Genomic DNA, 16,850 nt, shown 5'->3' on the forward strand with positions numbered 1-16,850 from the left:
GGACGGGGGCCATCACGGGCGGCAGCGGCGTGGTCAGGGGCGCGTCGCCCGTTCCCATCCCGGCGTTGCTGGTGACCGGCGCGGCGGCGGGCGGGTCGGGCTGTTCGGCCCAGGCGGGCAAGGCCACGGCGAGCGATGCGCCGAGGAGCCCCAGGGCCATCAGCCGGGCAAGCGGTCGCGCAAGCCCCTCGTCTTGCAGCCGAAACCCTTTAGCCCCGTACCTACTGGCCCCAAACATGGCCTTCTCCTCGCCGCAGCCCCGCCTGTTGGTGCCCCGCTCCGAGGCTGCGATCAACTCACAAGCTTGAGCGGGTCAAGGTTTTCACTCACTTGTCACTCAGCGGCAACAAAACGCTCGGCGGTTGGTTCCCCGTCGCGGTTGCGGCCTACCGTGTCGAGGTCCAGCTCGGCGAGCTTGCGGTAGAGGGTGGAGCGGCCGATGCCGAGGCGGCGGGCCACCTCCGCCATGCGCCCGCCATAGAGGTGGCAGGCAAAGCGGATGGCCTCGGCCTCGATCTGCTCCAGCCGGCGGGCATGGCCGGCGGCGTCGAGGCGGGCATAGGCCAGGCTGTCGGTGCGCAGCGTCGGGGGCAGTGGGGCATCCGGAGCGCTGTCGCGGATGGTCGGCGCCATGGCAAAGGGGCCGGACGCGGGGGTGAAGGGCACCACGTTATCCGGCTGCACAGCGTCCGTCTCGGCCCGTCCGGGCCGGGCCGCCGGCGGGGCGGCGCGGCCGAGAGCCATCGCATTGGCGAGGGCCACCTGCAGGCGCAGCATGCCGGCCGGCTTCACCACGAAATCCCGCGCGCCGGAGCGGATGGCGCCGGAGGCGGCGTCCAGCCCCGCCGCCGTCACCTGCACCACCACCGGGGTGGCGATGCCGCGCGCCGCCATAGTCTGGAGCACGCCCATGCCGTCGAGGCCGGGCACCACCAGGTCCAGCAGCACCACGTCGAACGCGCGGGCGGCGAGATGGTCCAGCGCCGCGTCGCCATCCTCCGCGATGGTCACCTCGTAGCCGAGGCCGGCGAGGGCCGACGAGAGGCGGCGCGCCTCGACAGGATCGTCTTCGACCAGAAGCAGGGGCAGGGTCATTCCGGAATCGCTTGCGGCAGGACACGGGAGAGAATCACCGGGAGCTTGGGGGGCGATGGTTAAGAACCCCTGAGCACCTCCGGCCGCGCCGCTCCGGCCCTGCATTCGCACCGGCGTGGCGGGGCCGGCTTGCGGCGGCGGCCCAATGCGGCGATTTTGTCCCCCGACGACCGGCGCCCGCGGTGCGAGCCGCGCGCGTCGCCACGGTCCGGAGGTTCCATGTTGCACCCATTTTTCCGCACGCCCGCTTTGCGCGCGTCCGCCCATCCCGTTCTTTCGGCCGACTTCGAGAGCGCGTTTGCCGCCGCCCGTCACGCCGCGCCCGCCACCGTCGCAGCGGCGCCCTCCGCCGAGCGCCTGCCCGAATGGAACCTGACGGACCTCTACCCGGCCATGGATTCGCCCGAGCTGAAGGCGGACCTGGACAAGGCCGACGCCGCCTGCAAGGCGTTCGAAACCGCCTTCAAGGGCAAGCTTGCCGCCCTGCTCGCCCTTCCCGACGGCGGCGCGGCGCTGGGCGCGGCGGTGAAAAGCTATGAGGAGGTGGACGACCTGCTCGGCCGCATCGCCTCCTACGGCAGCCTCATCTATGCCGGCGATACCTCGGACCCGGCCCGCGCCAAGTTCTACGGCGACATCCAGGAGCGCCTCACCGACGCCTCCACGCACCTGCTGTTCTTCACGCTGGAGATGAACCGGCTGGACGACGCGGCCCTCGAGGCCGCCATGGCCGATCCGGCGCTTGCCTATTACCGCCCCTGGGTGGAGGACCTGCGCAAGGACAAGCCCTACCAGCTTGACGACAAGATCGAGCAGCTGTTCCACGAGAAGTCGAACCCCTCCCGCGGTGCCTGGAGCCGGCTGTTCGACGAGACCATCTCGTCCCTGCGCTTTACCGTGGACGGGCAGGACCTCGCCATCGAGCCCACCCTCAACCTGATGCAGGACCCGCGGGAAGAGGTGCGCAAGTCGGCCGGGCTGGCGCTGGCCGATACCTTCGGCAAGAACCTGCGGCTGTTCACCCTCATCACCAACACCCTGGCCAAGGACAAGGAAATCTCCGACCGCTGGCGCGGGTTCGAGGATGTGGCCTCCTCCCGCCATCTCGCCAACCGGGTGGAGAAGGAGGTGGTGGATGCCATGGTGGAGGCGATCCGCGTCTCCTTCCCGCGCCTGTCCCATCGCTATTACGCGCTGAAGGCCCGCTGGTTCGGCAAGGACCGGCTGGAATTCTGGGACCGCAACGCGCCCTTGCCCAAGGTGGAGACCCGCGACATCGGCTGGGGCGAGGCCAGGGACACGGTGCTGTCCGCCTATGGCGCCTTCTCTCCGAAGATGGCGGACATCGCCAAGACCTTCTTCGAGAAGTCGTGGATCGATGCCCCGGTGCGCCCCGGCAAGTCGCCGGGCGCCTTTGCCCACCCCACCGTGCCCTCGGCCCATCCCTATGTGCTGCTCAACTATCAGGGCAAGCCACGGGACGTGATGACGCTGGCCCATGAGCTGGGCCACGGCGTGCATCAGGTGCTGGCCGCCCGGCAGGGCGCGCTGATGGCGCCGACCCCGCTGACCCTGGCCGAGACCGCCTCGGTGTTCGGCGAGATGCTGACCTTCCGCCGGCTGCTGGACGGTGCCGAGACCCCGAGGACGCGCAAGATCATGCTCGCCCAGAAGGTGGAGGACATGATCAACACGGTAGTGCGCCAGACCGCCTTCTACACCTTCGAGCGCGACATCCACACCGAGCGCCGGCAGGGCGAACTGACCTCCGAGAAGATCGGCGAGATCTGGATGAAGGTGCAGGGCGAGAGCCTCGGCCCGGCCATCCACCTCGGCGCGGGCTACGAGACGTTCTGGACCTACATCCCCCACTTCATCCACTCGCCGTTCTACGTCTACGCCTATGCCTTCGGCGACTGCCTCGTGAACTCGCTCTATGCGGTGTACGAGAATGCCGCGGACGGCTTTGCCGACCGGTATCTGGAGATGCTTTCGGCGGGCGGCACCAAGCACCATGCGGAGCTGCTGGCCCCGTTCGGCCTCGATGCCCGCGACCCGGCGTTCTGGCAGACCGGCCTGTCCCTCATCGACCGCATGATCTCCGAGCTGGAGAGCATGGAGGGCTGACCGCGGCGCCCGGCTTTGCATCCGGCGGGGGATACCCCGCCGGTCCAGCCTGCGCGCACGCTGGAGCGTTTGCCCGTTTCACGGAATCGGGAAAACGCTCCAGGTTCTCGCGTCGACGCGTTTTCTTCACGCGAACCGGTTTCCACTTCGCTTGAAAACGCTTTGACCAAGGTTAACGTCTCCTAAACCCTGTTTCACCGAGGATCGGGGCCATGACCGCAAGGGCCGCCCTGCTCCTGTCGCTCGCGCTCGCCGGCCTGCTGCCGGCGGCGATGCCGGCGCTTGGGCAGCCGGGCGCGGCGCCGGCCGTGGTGCCGCTGCCGCCCCCCGTGCCCGCGCGTTCCGGCCTCGATACCGATGCGCTGAAATCCGACCTGCGCGGCACCGAGGAGGCGCAGAAGCGCCTGCGCGCGGAGCTGGAGGCGGCCAAGGGGGCAGGCATCGGCGATCGCGCCCGGCTCAACCAGATGCTGGTGGAGACCGCCACCCGCACCCGCGCCGTCGAGCAGCAGCTCATCGACGTGGAGGGGCGGATCGGTCTGCTCGACGGCTCCGCCACGGACCTCAACGCCTCCCTCGCCAAGCGGCGCGGCGTGCTGGCCCAGGTGCTGGCGGCGCTGATGCGCATGGGCCGGGAGCCCCCGCCCGCCCTCCTGATGCGTCCGGACGATGCGCTGGACGCGGTGCGCTCGGCGATCCTTCTGGGCGCGCTGCTGCCGGAGCTGCGGGTCGAGGCCGAGACCCTGGCCGCCGACCTGTCGGAGCTGTCCCGGGTCCGCGGCGAGCTGGCCGCCGCCCGCGACAGCCTCACCCGCCTCAAGGCCGAGCTGGACGACGACCGCAAGCGCCTGTCGGCCCTGGTGACGGAACGTCAGCGCCGTCAGGCCGAGGAACAGCCGGTCCCGCAGGTGGAACGCAGCCAGGCCGAGACGGTAGCCAGATCCACCGGCGACGTGCACGATCTCGTGACGCGGCTGGAGACGGAAGTGGGGCCTTCCGCCCGCGCCGCCGACGCCGCCAAGGCCGTGACCCGCCCCGTCGAGCCGGGCAAGCCGGACCTCACGGCCCTGCGCAATCCCGCGCGGATTACCCCCGCCATCGCCTTCAGCCAGGCTAAGGGCTTGCTGCCATTGCCGGTTGCCGGAGTGACGCTGAAGTCGTTCGGGGCCCCCGACAGCGTGGGCGGGGCCGAGAAGGGCATGACCATCGCCACCCGCGCCGGCGCCCCAGTCAGCGCGCCGGCGGATGGCTGGGTGGTCTATGCCGGACCGTTCCGCAGCTACGGACAACTCTTGATCATCAACGCGGGCGGCGGCTACCATATCCTCATGGCAGGCATGGAACGGATCACCGTGGACCTCGGCCAGTTCGTCCTGGCGGGCGAGCCGGTGGGGGTGATGGGCGGTCTGTCGCGCACTGCGGGACCCGCGGCGGCGCGCGGCGCGGCGGCGACCGTTCCCGGGGCTGGATTACGTTTTGGCAATGAGCCTGGCACAGCCTTGGGACAGCCCCAATTCTATGTCGAGTTCCGAAAAGACGGGATCTCGATAGATCCTACCCCGTGGTGGGCCGCAACGGACAGTCAGAAGGTACGTGGATGATGCGTCGGACGTCTCTATTTCTTTTCGGCGTGGCGGCTGGCGCCCTCGTGGCCGTTGCAGCGGTTCAGCCGCGGGTGCTGGCGCCCTTCTTCCTGGGCACCGCGGCCGAGGCCGCGTCTTCGGACACCTACAAGCAGCTCAACCTGTTTGGCGACGTGTTCGAGCGCGTGCGCACGGACTATGTGGAGAAGCCCGACGACGCCAAGCTGATCGAGTCTGCCATCAACGGCATGCTCCAGTCGCTTGATCCGCACTCCTCCTACATGGACGCGAAGAACCACCGCGACATGCAGGTGCAGACGCGCGGCGAATTTGGCGGCCTCGGCATCGAGGTCATCATGGAAGACGGCCTCGTGAAGGTGGTGACTCCCATGGAGGACACCCCGGCGAGCAAGGCCGGCATCCTCTCCGGCGACCTCATCGCCAAGCTCGACAACGACCAGGTCCAGGGCCTGACCCTGAACGAGGCCGTGGACAAGATGCGCGGCCCGGTGAACACGCCGATCACGCTGACCATCCTGCGCAAGGGCGTGGAGAAGCCCCTCGAGATCAAGCTGGTGCGCGACACCATCAAGATCCAGACGGTGCGCTCGCGGGTCGAATCGGACGACATCGCCTATATCCGCCTCAACTCGTTCACCAACGAGCAGACCTACGAAGGCCTGAAGAAGGCCATCGACGACCTGACCGCCAAGATCGGCCCGGACAAGATCAAGGGCTACATCCTCGACCTGCGCAACAATCCCGGCGGCCTGCTCGACCAGGCGGTGGCGGTGTCCGACGCGTTCCTGGAGCGTGGCGAGATCGTCTCCACCCGCGGCCGCAACGCCGAGGAGACGCAGCGCTTCAACGCCCGCGGCGGCGACCTCACCAAGGGCCGGCCGGTGATCGTGATGGTCAACGGCGGCTCGGCCTCGGCCTCGGAGATCGTGGCCGGCGCCCTGCAGGACCACAAGCGCGCCACCGTCCTCGGATCGCGCTCGTTCGGCAAGGCCTCGGTGCAGACCATCATCCCGCTGGGCCAGCAGGGCGCGCTGCGCCTGACCACGGCGCGCTACTACACGCCGTCGGGTCGCTCCATCCAGGCCAAGGGCATCGAGCCGGACATCATTCTGGTTCAGGACCTGCCGGACGAGATGAAGCAGAAGCTCGGCGCCGCCGTTGATACCACCCGCGGCGAGGCCTCGCTGAAGGGCCACCTGAAGAATGGCGAAGACGAGCAGACCGGCTCGCCCTCCTACGTGCCGCCGGACCCGAAGGACGATACCCAGCTGAAGCTCGCCGTCGAGCTGATGAAGGGCACCGTCAAGAACGCCGCCTTCCCGGCGAGCCCCAACAAGGCCTCCCAGGCGAACTGAGGGTCTCCCGCGGGATCTGCCCGAAACCTGGGCGCCCAAGAGTTGTGCAAATGCCCCGCCCGAGACATCGGGCGGGGCATTTTGTTTGTGTCGCAGCCGGTTCCGTCGGGTCGCGGCCCGCCATCCCGGCGCCGATGCGCCGTGTGGGCGCCGTGCGACAGCCTGCATCCCTTCCCGCGTCCCGTCCTGCATCCCTTGGGGAAGGTCCATCGCCGGATGCCCTTGGCATAGGCCTTGCTGTGTCCCAGTCTGAAAGGCGCGGTGGCGCCGTGTCAGGGAGGCAGGCGCACCATGCGCGCAGATCGCAGGACTTTTCTTCGGACGGCGCTTGCCGCCGGTGCGCTTCTCGGCGCCCTGATCCCGGTGGTGCTGTCCACGGTCGCGCGGGCGGATACCCTCGCGGACATCATGAAGGCCGGGGTGATCCGGATCGCCGTGCCGCAGGATTTCCCGCCCTTCGGCTCGGTGGGCATCGACCTCAAGCCGCTGGGCTATGACATCGACGTGGCCAACCTCATCGCCGCCAAGCTGGGCGTGAAGGCGGAGCTGGTGCCGGTGACCAGCGCCAACCGCATCCCCTATCTCCAGACCAAGAAGGTGGACCTCGTCATCTCCAGCCTCGGCAAGAATCCCGAGCGCGAGAAGGTGATGGATTTCTCCGTGGCCTATGCCCCGTTCTTCAACGGCATCTTCGGCCCCGCCGACGTGAAGGTGGAGAAGGTGGAGGACATCGCCGGCATGACGGTGGGCGTCACCCGCGGCTCGGTGGAGGACCTGGAGCTGACCAAGGTCGCCCCGCCCACCGCCGACATCAAGCGCTACGAGGACAACAATTCCACCATCTCGGCCTTCCTCTCCGGCCAGGTGAAGGTGGTGGCCACGGGCAACGTGGTGGCGGCGGCCATCCTCGCCCGCAACCCGCCGAAGAAGCCGCAGGTGAAGGTGCTGATCAAGAATTCCCCCTGCTACGTGGGTCTCAACAAGGACGAGCCCAAGCTGCTGGAGAAGGTCAACGCCATCATCACCGCCGCCAAGGCTGACGGCTCGCTGGAGAAAATCTCCCAGAAATGGCTCGGCGCGCCGCTCCCGGCGGACCTGTGAACGCCTGAATCTTGAGCGCGCGCCGCTCGCGGCCGGCGCGCGGCAGCTCGCTCCGCTTGCGCTGAGGGGCGAGGACGGGTCCGCCCCGTCCCCGACCTTCCTGAAAGCGGGCGAGCTTCAGGGCCGGCCCGGTTTCGCCGCGGCCGGGGTGTGGGTGCCTCATTGGGGGAAAGGGCGCAGATGGCCTACAGCTTCGATTTCTCCTCCCTCGCCGACTATGCGCCGGTGCTGGTCAAGGGCGTCGCCATCACGGTGGAGCTGATCGGCGTGGGGGGCGCGCTGGGGGTCACCCTCGGCATCGCCTGCGCCTGGGCCAAGACCCAGGGTCCGCGCTGGCTGCGGCCGCTGGTGGAGGCCTATGTGGAGCTGATCCGCAATACGCCGTTCCTGATCCAGCTGTTCTTCATCTTCTTCGGCCTGCCGGCCATCGGCGTCGGGCTCACCGAGATGCAGGCCGCCATCCTCGCCATGGTGATCAATCTCGGCGCCTATGCCTGCGAGATCATCCGCGCCGGCATCGAGGCGACGCCCAAGGGCCAGTTCGAGGCCGGGGCGTCCCTCGCCATGAGCCGGCTGCAGACGTTCCGCCACGTGGTGCTGGTGCCGGCATTGCAGAAGATCTGGCCGGCTTTGTCCTCGCAGATCGTCATCGTCATGTTCGGCTCGGCGGTGTGCTCGCAGATCTCGGTGGAGGAGCTGACCTTCGCCGCCAATTTCATCCAGTCCCGCACCTTCCGGGCGTTCGAGGCCTATATCGTCGCCACCGTGCTCTACCTCGCCCTCGCCGTGCTGGTGCGGCAGGTCATGCGGGGCATCGGCGCTCTCGTCTTCCCCCGCAGGAGTGTCGCCCGATGACGGCGTTTTCCACCTGGGACATCGTCTCCAACCTGCTCTTGGCCGCCCGCTGGACCGTGCTGCTCTCGCTCCTCGCCTTCGTCGTCGGCGGCGTGGTGGGGCTGGTGGTGCTCTATGCCCGCATCGCCCGCAAGGCGTGGCTGCGGCGCGCCGCCGGCCTCTACATCGAGCTGTTCCAGGGCACGCCGCTCCTGATGCAGCTGTTCCTGATCTTTTTCGGCCTGCCGCTCATGGGCCTCGACGTATCGCCCTGGGCGGCGGCGTTCGTCTCCCTCACCCTGTGGAGCTCGGCCTTCCTCGCCGAGATCTGGCGCGGTTGCGTCGAATCGATCCCCAAGGGCCAGTGGGAGGCCTCCTCCTCGCTGGCCATGAGCTTCGTGGAGCAGCTGCGCTACGTGATCCTGCCCCAGTCCATGCGGATCGCGGTGCCGCCCACGGTGGGCTTCTCGGTGCAGGTGGTGAAGGGTACGGCGCTCACCTCCATCATCGGCTTCGTGGAGCTGTCCAAGGCCGCCACCATCATCACCAACGCCACGTTCGAGCCGTTCACCGTCTACGGCTTCGCGGCGCTGATCTATTTCGCCCTGTGCTGGCCGCTGTCGAAGTCGAGCCAGATCCTGGAGAGGAAGCTGAATGTCGCTCATCACCATCACTGAGGTGCGCAAGAGCTTCGGCCAGAACGAGGTGCTGAAGGGCATCAACCTCGACATCGCGCCGGGCGAGGTCATCGCCATCATCGGCAAGTCGGGCTCGGGCAAGTCCACCCTGCTGCGCTGCGTCAACGGGCTGGAGACCATCGACGATGGCTCCATCGTGGTCGCGGGCGCCCAGCTCGCGCCCGACGAGGTGCACCTGCGCGCGCTGCGGCTCAAGGTCGGCATGATCTTCCAGGGCTTCAACCTGTTCCCCCATCTCACGGCGGGCCGCAACGTGATGCTCTCGCCCATGGTGGTGAAGAAGGTTTCGGCGAAGGAGGCGGAGGCGGAGGCGCGGGCGCGGCTCGACCAGGTGGGCCTCGGCCACAAGTTCGACGCCTACCCCGACCAGCTCTCCGGCGGCCAGCAGCAGCGCGTCGCCATTGCCCGCGCGCTGGCCATGAAGCCGCTGGCCCTACTATGTGATGAGATCACCTCCGCCCTCGACCCGGAACTGGTCAACGAGGTGCTCGCCGTGGTGAAGGCCCTCGCCGAACAGGGCATGACGCTGATCATGGTGACGCACGAAATGCGCTTCGCCCGCGAAGTGTGCGACCGCGTGGTGTTTATGCACCAAGGACGCGTGCACGAGATCGGCCCGCCGGAGGACGTGTTCACGCACCCGCAGACGCCCGAGCTGAAGCAGTTTCTCGGTGTGGCATAAGGTGCCGGGCGGTGGGCGAAACGGTATCCGGGCATCGCGGTGCGGCAATGCGGCCTAGGCGCCATCGTTCGGTCATGTTGCCGCCCACTTCTGCCTGTGTTAGGCACACCGAGATTTCGAGAGGCGGGTTCAGCCCTCTCGCGGGGTCGCACTAGAATATTCCCAACAGATCAAGGGCTTGGGCAATGGCTGCGCAAGGCGCGCAGCATGGGCTGCAAGTTCGAGAGAGGTGCGGGGTGGCGGATACGATCGTGTCAGGCATGGCGGGGCGCTACGCGACCGCGCTATTCGAACTGGCGACAGAGGCCGGCGCCGTCGATTCCGTGAAGGCGGATCTCGATCGCTTGTCGGCCCTTATTGCAGAGAGCGCGGATCTGGCGCGGCTGGTCAAAAGCCCGGTCTTTTCGGCCGAGGAGCAGCTCAAGGCCATTTCCGCGGTACTTGATCAGGTGGGCATTTCCGGCCTTGCCGGGAATTTCGTGAGGCGGGTGGCGCAGAACCGCCGCCTGTTCGCTCTGCCCCGCATGGTTGCCGACTATGCATCCCTCGTCGCCGCCCAGCGCGGTGAGACGACGGCGCAGGTGACGGTGCCGGCCCCCTTGAGCGATGCGCACTTCTTCGCGCTCAAGGAGGCGTTGGCCCAGCAGACCGGCAAGGACGTGATTCTCGACGTGACCGTCGATCCGTCCATCCTCGGTGGTCTCATCGTGAAGCTCGGCTCCCGCATGGTCGACGCCTCTCTCAAGACCAAACTCAATTCTATCCGGCATGCGATGAAAGAGGTCCGCTGATGGACATTCGAGCCGCTGAAATCACCGCCATCCTCAAGGAGCAGATCCAGAACTTCGGCCAGGAGGCCGAGGTTTCCGAGGTGGGTCAGGTTCTCTCCGTCGGTGACGGCATCGCCCGCGTCTACGGCCTCGACAATGTCCAGGCCGGCGAGATGGTCGAGTTCGAGAACGGCACGCGCGGCATGGCGCTGAACCTCGAAATCGACAACGTCGGCATCGTGATCTTCGGTTCGGACCGCGAGATCAAGGAAGGCCAGACCGTCAAGCGCACCCGCGCCATCGTCGACGCTCCGGTGGGCAAGGGCCTGCTCGGCCGCGTCGTGGACGCCCTCGGCAATCCGATCGATGGCAAGGGCCCGATCGTGTACACCGAGCGCCGCCGGGTGGACGTGAAGGCGCCGGGCATCATCCCGCGCAAGTCGGTGCATGAGCCCATGCAGACCGGCCTCAAGGCCATCGACGCGCTGATCCCCATCGGCCGTGGCCAGCGCGAGCTGATCATCGGCGACCGCCAGACCGGCAAGACCGCCGTGGCGCTCGACGCGATCCTCAACCAGAAGCCCATCAACCAGGGCACGGACGAGAAGGCCAAGCTCTACTGCGTGTACGTCGCGGTGGGCCAGAAGCGCTCCACCGTCGCGCAGTTCGTGAAGGTGCTGGAAGAGCACGGCGCGCTGGAATATTCCATCGTGGTCGCCGCCACCGCCTCGGACGCTGCCCCCATGCAGTTCCTGGCGCCGTTCACCGGCACCGCCATGGGCGAGTATTTCCGTGACAACGGCATGCACGCCCTCATCATCCACGACGACCTGTCCAAGCAGGCCGTGGCCTATCGTCAGATGTCGCTGCTGCTGCGCCGCCCGCCGGGCCGCGAGGCCTATCCCGGCGACGTGTTCTACCTGCACTCCCGCCTGCTGGAGCGCGCGGCCAAGCTGAACGACTCCCTCGGCGCCGGTTCACTCACCGCTCTGCCGGTGATCGAGACCCAGGCGAACGACGTGTCCGCCTACATCCCGACCAACGTGATCTCCATCACCGACGGTCAGATCTTCCTTGAATCCGACCTGTTCTACCAGGGCATCCGCCCGGCGGTGAACGTGGGCCTGTCGGTGTCGCGCGTGGGCTCCTCGGCCCAGATCAAGGCGATGAAGCAGGTGGCGGGCAAGATCAAGGGCGAGCTTGCCCAGTACCGCGAACTGGCGGCCTTCGCCCAGTTCGGCTCGGACCTGGACGCCTCCACGCAGAAGCTGCTGAACCGCGGCGCCCGCCTCACCGAACTGCTCAAGCAGAGCCAGTTCGCGCCCCTCAAGGTCGAGGAGCAGGTGGCGGTGATCTTTGCCGGCACCAACGGCTATCTCGATCCGCTGCCGGTCTCCAAGGTGCGCGAGTTCGAGCAGGGCATCCTGCTCTCTCTGCGCTCCCAGCATCCGGAGATCCTGGAAGCCATCCGCACGTCCAAGGAGCTGTCCAAGGACACCGCTGAAAAGCTGACGAAGGCCCTCGACGCCTTCGCCAAGAGCTTTGCCTGAGCGGCGCCTGTTCCTCGAACCTGACGGACGGGCACCATGGCGAGCCTGAAAGACCTAAGGAACCGCATCGCCTCGGTGAAGGCGACGCAGAAGATCACCAAGGCGATGCAGATGGTCGCCGCGGCGAAGCTGCGTCGCGCCCAGATGGCGGCGGAAGCGGCCCGTCCCTATGCCGAGCGCATGGATACGGTGCTGGGCAACCTTGCCGCGGGCATCGTCGGCGCCGGCCAGGCGCCGGTGCTGATCGCCGGCACGGGGCAGTCGCAGAAGCACCTGTTGCTGGTGGCCACCGGCGAGCGCGGCCTGTGCGGCGCCTTCAACACCTCCATCGTGCGCCTGGCGCGCGAGAAGGCGCAGCAGCTGATCGGCGAAGGCAAGGACGTGACGTTCTTCTGCGTCGGTCGCAAGGGCTACGACCAGCTGCGCCGGACCTATCCCGACCGCATCATCGAGCTGGTGGACCTGCGCAGCGTGCGCACCCTCAGCTTCAAGGACGCCTCGGCCATCGCGGCGAAGATCCTCGCCCTGCTCGACCAGGGTGCCTTCGACGTGTGCACGCTCTTCTATTCCAACTTCAAGAGCGTGATCTCGCAGATCCCCACCGCCCAGCAGATCATCCCCGCCGTGTTCGAGGCGCAGGACGAGGGCGAGGGCGGCCCGGTCTATGAATACGAGCCGGCCGAGGAGGAAATCCTCGCCGACCTGCTGCCGCGCAACATCGCGGTGCAGATCTTCCGCGCGCTGCTTGAGAACCAGGCGTCGTTCTATGGCTCGCAGATGAGCGCCATGGACAACGCCACGCGCAATGCGGGCGACATGATCAAGAAGCAGACGCTCATCTACAACCGCACCCGCCAGGCCATGATCACGAAGGAACTCATCGAGATCATCTCCGGCGCCGAGGCCCTCTGAGGCCCGGGACCAAGGCTCGGTCGGAACTAGGACACGAGGACGACGAAAATGGCGAACAAGGTCGGACGCATCACCCAGGTCATCGGCGCCGTCGTGGACGTGCAGTTCGACGGCCACCTGCCGGAAATCCTCAACGCGCTCGAGACCACCAACCAGGGCAACCGGCTGGTGCTCGAAGTGGCGCAGCATCTCGGCGAAAGCACCGTGCGCTGCATCGCCATGGACGCCACCGAAGGCCTGGTCCGCGGCCTTGAGGTTGCCGACAGCGGCGCGCCGATCCAGGTGCCGGTGGGTGCCGGCACCCTCGGCCGCATCATGAACGTCATCGGCGAGCCGGTGGACGAGCTGGGCCCGATCGAGGCCGAGGCCACCCGCGGCATTCACCAGCCGGCTCCCTCCTATGCGGAGCAGGCCACCGAAGCCGAAATCCTCGTCACCGGCATCAAGGTGGTGGATCTCCTCGCCCCCTACGCCAAGGGCGGCAAGGTCGGCCTGTTCGGCGGCGCCGGCGTGGGCAAGACCGTGCTCATCATGGAGCTGATCAACAACGTGGCGAAGGCGCACGGTGGCTATTCCGTGTTCGCCGGCGTGGGTGAGCGCACCCGCGAGGGCAACGACCTCTACCACGAGATGATCGAGTCCAACGTGAACAAGGACCCGCACGAGAACAACGGCTCCGCCGCCGGTTCCAAGTGCGCCCTCGTGTACGGCCAGATGAACGAGCCCCCGGGCGCCCGTGCCCGCGTGGCGCTGACCGGCCTGACCGTGGCCGAGCATTTCCGCGACCAGGGCCAGGACGTGCTGTTCTTCGTGGACAACATCTTCCGCTTCACCCAGGCCGGCTCGGAAGTGTCGGCTCTGCTCGGCCGCATTCCCTCGGCGGTGGGCTACCAGCCGACGCTGGCCACCGACATGGGCGCGCTCCAGGAGCGCATCACCACCACCACCAAGGGCTCCATCACCTCGGTGCAGGCCATCTACGTGCCGGCCGACGATCTGACCGATCCGGCGCCCGCCGCCTCCTTCGCCCATCTGGACGCCACCACCGTGCTGTCGCGCTCCATCGCGGAAAAGGGCATCTATCCGGCGGTGGATCCGCTGGACTCCACCTCGCGCATGCTCTCTCCCGCCATCCTCGGCGACGAGCACTACAACACCGCGCGCCAGGTCCAGCAGACCCTGCAGCGCTACAAGTCGCTCCAGGACATCATCGCCATCCTCGGCATGGACGAGCTCAGCGAAGAGGACAAGATCACGGTCGCCCGCGCCCGCAAGATCGAGCGCTTCCTCAGCCAGCCCTTCCATGTGGCGGAAGTGTTCACCGGCTCCCCGGGCAAGCTCGTGGACCTGAAGGACACCATCGCCGGCTTCAAGGGCCTGGTGGAAGGCAAGTACGACTACCTGCCCGAGCAGGCCTTCTACATGGTCGGCTCCATGGAAGAAGCCATCGAGAAGGGCAAGAAGCTCGCCGCCGAAGCGGCCTGAGCGGTAATCCAGCAGGCGGTTCCGGTCACGGTCGCAACGTGATCGGAATGCGCGATTTTCCGGCTCTGCTTTGAGACGAATTTGCCGCTCAGGGTGTTGTACTCAAGTGGCAAATTCGGATCAGGGGTTGGAAAATGATGAATGTGAAGGTCCTGGGCCTCGTGCTCGGACTTCTGGCCGGCGGCATCACCGGCTGGCTCACCCGGCCGCAGGTCGCCGAGATCCGGCTGCCGGGCCTCAACATCGAGCTGCAGGGTGAGAACCCACGCGGCGGGTTGACCTCGGAGCAGGGCCGTCACGTCGGCCTGGCCGCCGTGGTGGGTGCCATCATCGGACTCGGCGTCGGCTTTGTAGCCGACCGTCGGCGCTGATGCCGCGGGGACGGTTGCACCCGGGCTGATCGAGCCTGAGGAGTGAAGCCGTCTTCCTTCATGGAGTGGGGCGTCCGTCCGGCAGGAGGACGCCTGGAGGAGCACCCAATGTTGGGGCGCCTCCCTTTCGGGACGACCCGGAGACGAGAATTATGGCGACCTTACCCTTTGAGCTGGTCTCGCCCGAGCGGCTCGTGTTTTCCGGCGCCGTGACCGAGGTGATCGTGCCCGGCGCGGAAGGCGAATTCGGCGTGCTGGCGGGCCATGCGCCCTTCATCGGCATGCTGAAGCCCGGCATCCTCACCATCAAGGGCGATGGGGCGCCGCGGGCTTATTTCGTGCGCGGCGGCTTTGCCGAGGTGAACCCGGCGGGCCTCACCATTCTCGCCGAAGAGGCGAAGCCGTTGGAGGAGCTGGATCTGGGTGTGCTCCACCAGCAGATCCAGGATGCCAAGGAAGACGTGAACGACGCCGCCACCGACGAGGGCCGGCAGCGCGCGGCGCGTCAGCTCGCCGATCTTGAGCAGGTCTATGCGGCCCTCGAAAGCGGGCGCACCGGCGGCGGCCACTGAGTTCGGATGCTTGGGTTCGGACCCTGTTGCGTCGCCTCATCGGTTTGCTGGCATGGGTGCAGCGAGCGCGGGCTGAGGCGGCCGGCGCTTTGGAGCCCCGATCGCCGATGAACGGCATCGCAAGCTCATCGAACGCCGCGGTCTTGTTGTTGAATCGTGATCCGGGGAATGGTCCGTGCATCAGCCGGACGGAATGTGCAAACGGCGGCCCTCGGGCCGCCGTTTGCATTTGCGCGGCGCTTCGGGAAGGCGGTTAATTTAAATTAGATCTATGGAATTAATCATATTAATAATGATACGCTTCTTGCCGGCTGAGACTGCATCCAACCGGGAGAGAAGCCATGCTGAACGCGCCGCCCCATGGGCATCTTCCCGTCGCTGCATCGCCGCTCCTGGCGGCTGCCGTTCCCGCCCAGGCACTTCTGCTTGCAGAGAATTCCGCCCTCACCAACGGGCCGCCGCTGCTGTTCCAGCGCCTCACCGCCAAGGAGCGGGAGGAGGTGCTGCGCGAAGGCCGGAAACGCGTGGTCTATCGCGGCAAGATGCTGTTCTCCCAAGGCACGCCCCATGACGGCATCTTCCTGATCGAAAGCGGGCGCATCCGCGTCTTCTACATCGCGCCATCGGGCCGGGAGATCACGCTGGCCTATTGGAATTCCGGCAATTTCGTCGGTGGCCCCGAGCTGTTCGGGCAGGGGCAGCACGTGTGGTCGGGTGTTGCCGCCACCAATTCGGTCGTGGTCCATCTGACCGGAATAGCCCTGCGCCGGCACATCGCCCAGATCCCCGGCTTTGCCATCGGTCTCATCGAGGGGCTTACCTTCAAGGGCAAGTGCTACTCCGCCCTAGCCCAGATGCTGGGCACCCGTTCGGTTACCGAGCGCCTCGCGCACCTGCTCCTGCACCTGTCCGACGCCTATGGCGTGCGTGAGGAGGGCGCCATCGTCATCGGAACGGCCTTCACCCACGCCGACCTCGCGCACATGGTGGGGGCGACGCGCCAATGGGTCACCATCAGCCTCAAGCGCTTGCAGGAACAGGGGGTTCTAAGGGCGGAGAAGGCCAAGATCATGGTCTATGACGTCGACGCGCTCCACGCCATGCGCGGTGATCCCTGAGGCCGGGCGGGCGAGAGTCACTCCCGCGCCGGTGCGGCAAGCCCGTTCTGATCAAGAAAGAGGCGGCTCCGCAAAGGAGGCAACTAATCGACACCGCCGCCGCTTCTTCCTTGAACCGATGGAAGCTGGCGCCCGAAGATCACCGTCGAGAGCCGTCTTTGCCCCGAGAGGTGGATCCGATGACCCCGTCTTGCGCCAATCGTCTTGCGCCAATCACCTTCGTTCCAGGCTGCTTGCCTCCCTCGCGGTTGCCCTGACCACCGGCGTGGTGATCAAGGAATTGAAGCTGCTGGAGAAGCACCTGCCGAAAGACGGCAAGTACGCCAACGTCGCCTACACGCTCGACTGCCCGGCGACCGGCTGGTGCTGGTGGCGGCGGCGAACCATCCCGCCGCCGAACGCCGCGTGATCACCCCGGCCGATCTGTTCGGGATGTCGTTCGTGCTGCGCGAGCCGGGCTCGGGCACACGGCAGGTGTTCGAGGATGCGCTTCGGGCCTCCGGGCTCGACCCCGCCGGGCTCAAGGTGGCGCTGGAGCTGCCCTCCAACGAGGCGGTGGTGAGCGCGGCGGCGGCG

The 16,850-nt window shown here is 67.2% G+C and carries 18 protein-coding genes; 16 read left to right on the forward strand and 2 right to left on the reverse strand.

Annotated elements, in window-relative coordinates:
- Window positions 1-238, reverse strand: a 238-nt coding sequence (locus tag K9U41_RS15710) for a hypothetical protein (RefSeq protein ID WP_282641793.1), incomplete at its 3' end; no start/stop codon positions are given.
- A 95-nt stretch (window positions 239-333) separates the two neighbouring features.
- On the reverse strand, window positions 334-1,095 hold the full coding sequence (locus K9U41_RS15715; RefSeq protein ID WP_282641794.1) for a response regulator: 762 nt from the start codon (window positions 1,093-1,095) through the stop codon (window positions 334-336).
- 219 nt (window positions 1,096-1,314) lie between these two features.
- On the opposite strand from K9U41_RS15715, the gene K9U41_RS15720 reads away from it, so the two are divergent.
- The 16 genes from K9U41_RS15720 to K9U41_RS15795 all read left to right on the forward strand — a co-directional run.
- Window positions 1,315-3,222 carry a M3 family oligoendopeptidase gene (locus K9U41_RS15720; protein WP_282641795.1) on the forward strand — a complete coding sequence of 636 codons (1,908 nt, stop codon included), beginning with the start codon at window positions 1,315-1,317 and terminating at the stop codon, window positions 3,220-3,222.
- Window positions 3,223-3,434: 212 nt separating this feature from the next.
- Window positions 3,435-4,823, forward strand: a complete 1,389-nt coding sequence (locus tag K9U41_RS15725) for a murein hydrolase activator EnvC family protein (RefSeq protein WP_282641796.1) — start codon at window positions 3,435-3,437, stop codon at window positions 4,821-4,823.
- Window positions 4,820-6,181: a S41 family peptidase gene (locus K9U41_RS15730; protein WP_282641797.1), complete on the forward strand. Its 1,362-nt coding sequence runs from the start codon at window positions 4,820-4,822 to the stop codon at window positions 6,179-6,181. The genes K9U41_RS15725 and K9U41_RS15730 overlap by 4 nt, the downstream gene beginning before the upstream one ends.
- A 291-nt stretch (window positions 6,182-6,472) precedes the next feature.
- Complete coding sequence (locus K9U41_RS15735; RefSeq protein WP_282641798.1) at window positions 6,473-7,282, forward strand: transporter substrate-binding domain-containing protein; 810 nt, start codon at window positions 6,473-6,475, stop codon at window positions 7,280-7,282.
- Window positions 7,283-7,462: 180 nt separating this feature from the next.
- The gene (locus tag K9U41_RS15740) at window positions 7,463-8,137 is read left to right on the forward strand and encodes an amino acid ABC transporter permease (RefSeq protein WP_282641799.1); all 675 of its coding nucleotides are present in this window, start codon (window positions 7,463-7,465) and stop codon (window positions 8,135-8,137) included.
- Window positions 8,134-8,793, forward strand: a complete 660-nt coding sequence (locus tag K9U41_RS15745) for an amino acid ABC transporter permease (RefSeq protein ID WP_282641800.1) — start codon at window positions 8,134-8,136, stop codon at window positions 8,791-8,793. Before K9U41_RS15740 ends, K9U41_RS15745 begins: the two co-directional genes overlap by 4 nt.
- Window positions 8,771-9,496, forward strand: a complete 726-nt coding sequence (locus K9U41_RS15750) for an amino acid ABC transporter ATP-binding protein (protein WP_282641801.1) — start codon at window positions 8,771-8,773, stop codon at window positions 9,494-9,496. The genes K9U41_RS15745 and K9U41_RS15750 overlap by 23 nt, the downstream gene beginning before the upstream one ends.
- A gap of 185 nt (window positions 9,497-9,681) precedes the next feature.
- Entirely contained in the window at window positions 9,682-10,287 is a 606-nt protein-coding gene (locus tag K9U41_RS15755) for a F0F1 ATP synthase subunit delta (protein WP_282641802.1), read from the forward strand.
- Window positions 10,287-11,816 (forward strand): F0F1 ATP synthase subunit alpha, encoded by a 1,530-nt coding sequence (atpA, locus tag K9U41_RS15760; protein WP_282641803.1) that lies wholly within the window; start codon window positions 10,287-10,289, stop codon window positions 11,814-11,816. The genes K9U41_RS15755 and atpA overlap by 1 nt, the downstream gene beginning before the upstream one ends.
- 36 nt (window positions 11,817-11,852) lie before the next feature.
- Complete coding sequence (locus K9U41_RS15765; protein WP_282641804.1) at window positions 11,853-12,728, forward strand: F0F1 ATP synthase subunit gamma; 876 nt, start codon at window positions 11,853-11,855, stop codon at window positions 12,726-12,728.
- A 48-nt stretch (window positions 12,729-12,776) separates the two neighbouring features.
- Window positions 12,777-14,213 (forward strand): F0F1 ATP synthase subunit beta, encoded by a 1,437-nt coding sequence (gene atpD, locus K9U41_RS15770; RefSeq protein ID WP_282641806.1) that lies wholly within the window; start codon window positions 12,777-12,779, stop codon window positions 14,211-14,213.
- Between the two features lie 134 nt (window positions 14,214-14,347).
- Complete coding sequence (locus K9U41_RS15775; RefSeq protein ID WP_282641807.1) at window positions 14,348-14,584, forward strand: hypothetical protein; 237 nt, start codon at window positions 14,348-14,350, stop codon at window positions 14,582-14,584.
- A 152-nt stretch (window positions 14,585-14,736) separates the two neighbouring features.
- The gene (locus K9U41_RS15780; RefSeq protein ID WP_282641808.1) at window positions 14,737-15,156 is read left to right on the forward strand and encodes a F0F1 ATP synthase subunit epsilon; all 420 of its coding nucleotides are present in this window, start codon (window positions 14,737-14,739) and stop codon (window positions 15,154-15,156) included.
- Between the two features lie 341 nt (window positions 15,157-15,497).
- On the forward strand, window positions 15,498-16,274 hold the full coding sequence (locus K9U41_RS15785) for a Crp/Fnr family transcriptional regulator (protein ID WP_282641809.1): 777 nt from the start codon (window positions 15,498-15,500) through the stop codon (window positions 16,272-16,274).
- Between the two features lie 265 nt (window positions 16,275-16,539).
- Window positions 16,540-16,683: a hypothetical protein gene (locus K9U41_RS15790; protein ID WP_282641810.1), complete on the forward strand. Its 144-nt coding sequence runs from the start codon at window positions 16,540-16,542 to the stop codon at window positions 16,681-16,683.
- Window positions 16,644-16,850, forward strand: a 207-nt coding sequence (locus K9U41_RS15795; protein WP_282641811.1) for a LysR substrate-binding domain-containing protein, incomplete at its 3' end; no start/stop codon positions are given. The genes K9U41_RS15790 and K9U41_RS15795, both read left to right, overlap by 40 nt.

This window comes from Xanthobacter autotrophicus (assembly GCF_029991245.1).
Taxonomy (GTDB): Bacteria; Pseudomonadota; Alphaproteobacteria; order Rhizobiales; family Xanthobacteraceae; genus Xanthobacter; species Xanthobacter autotrophicus_C.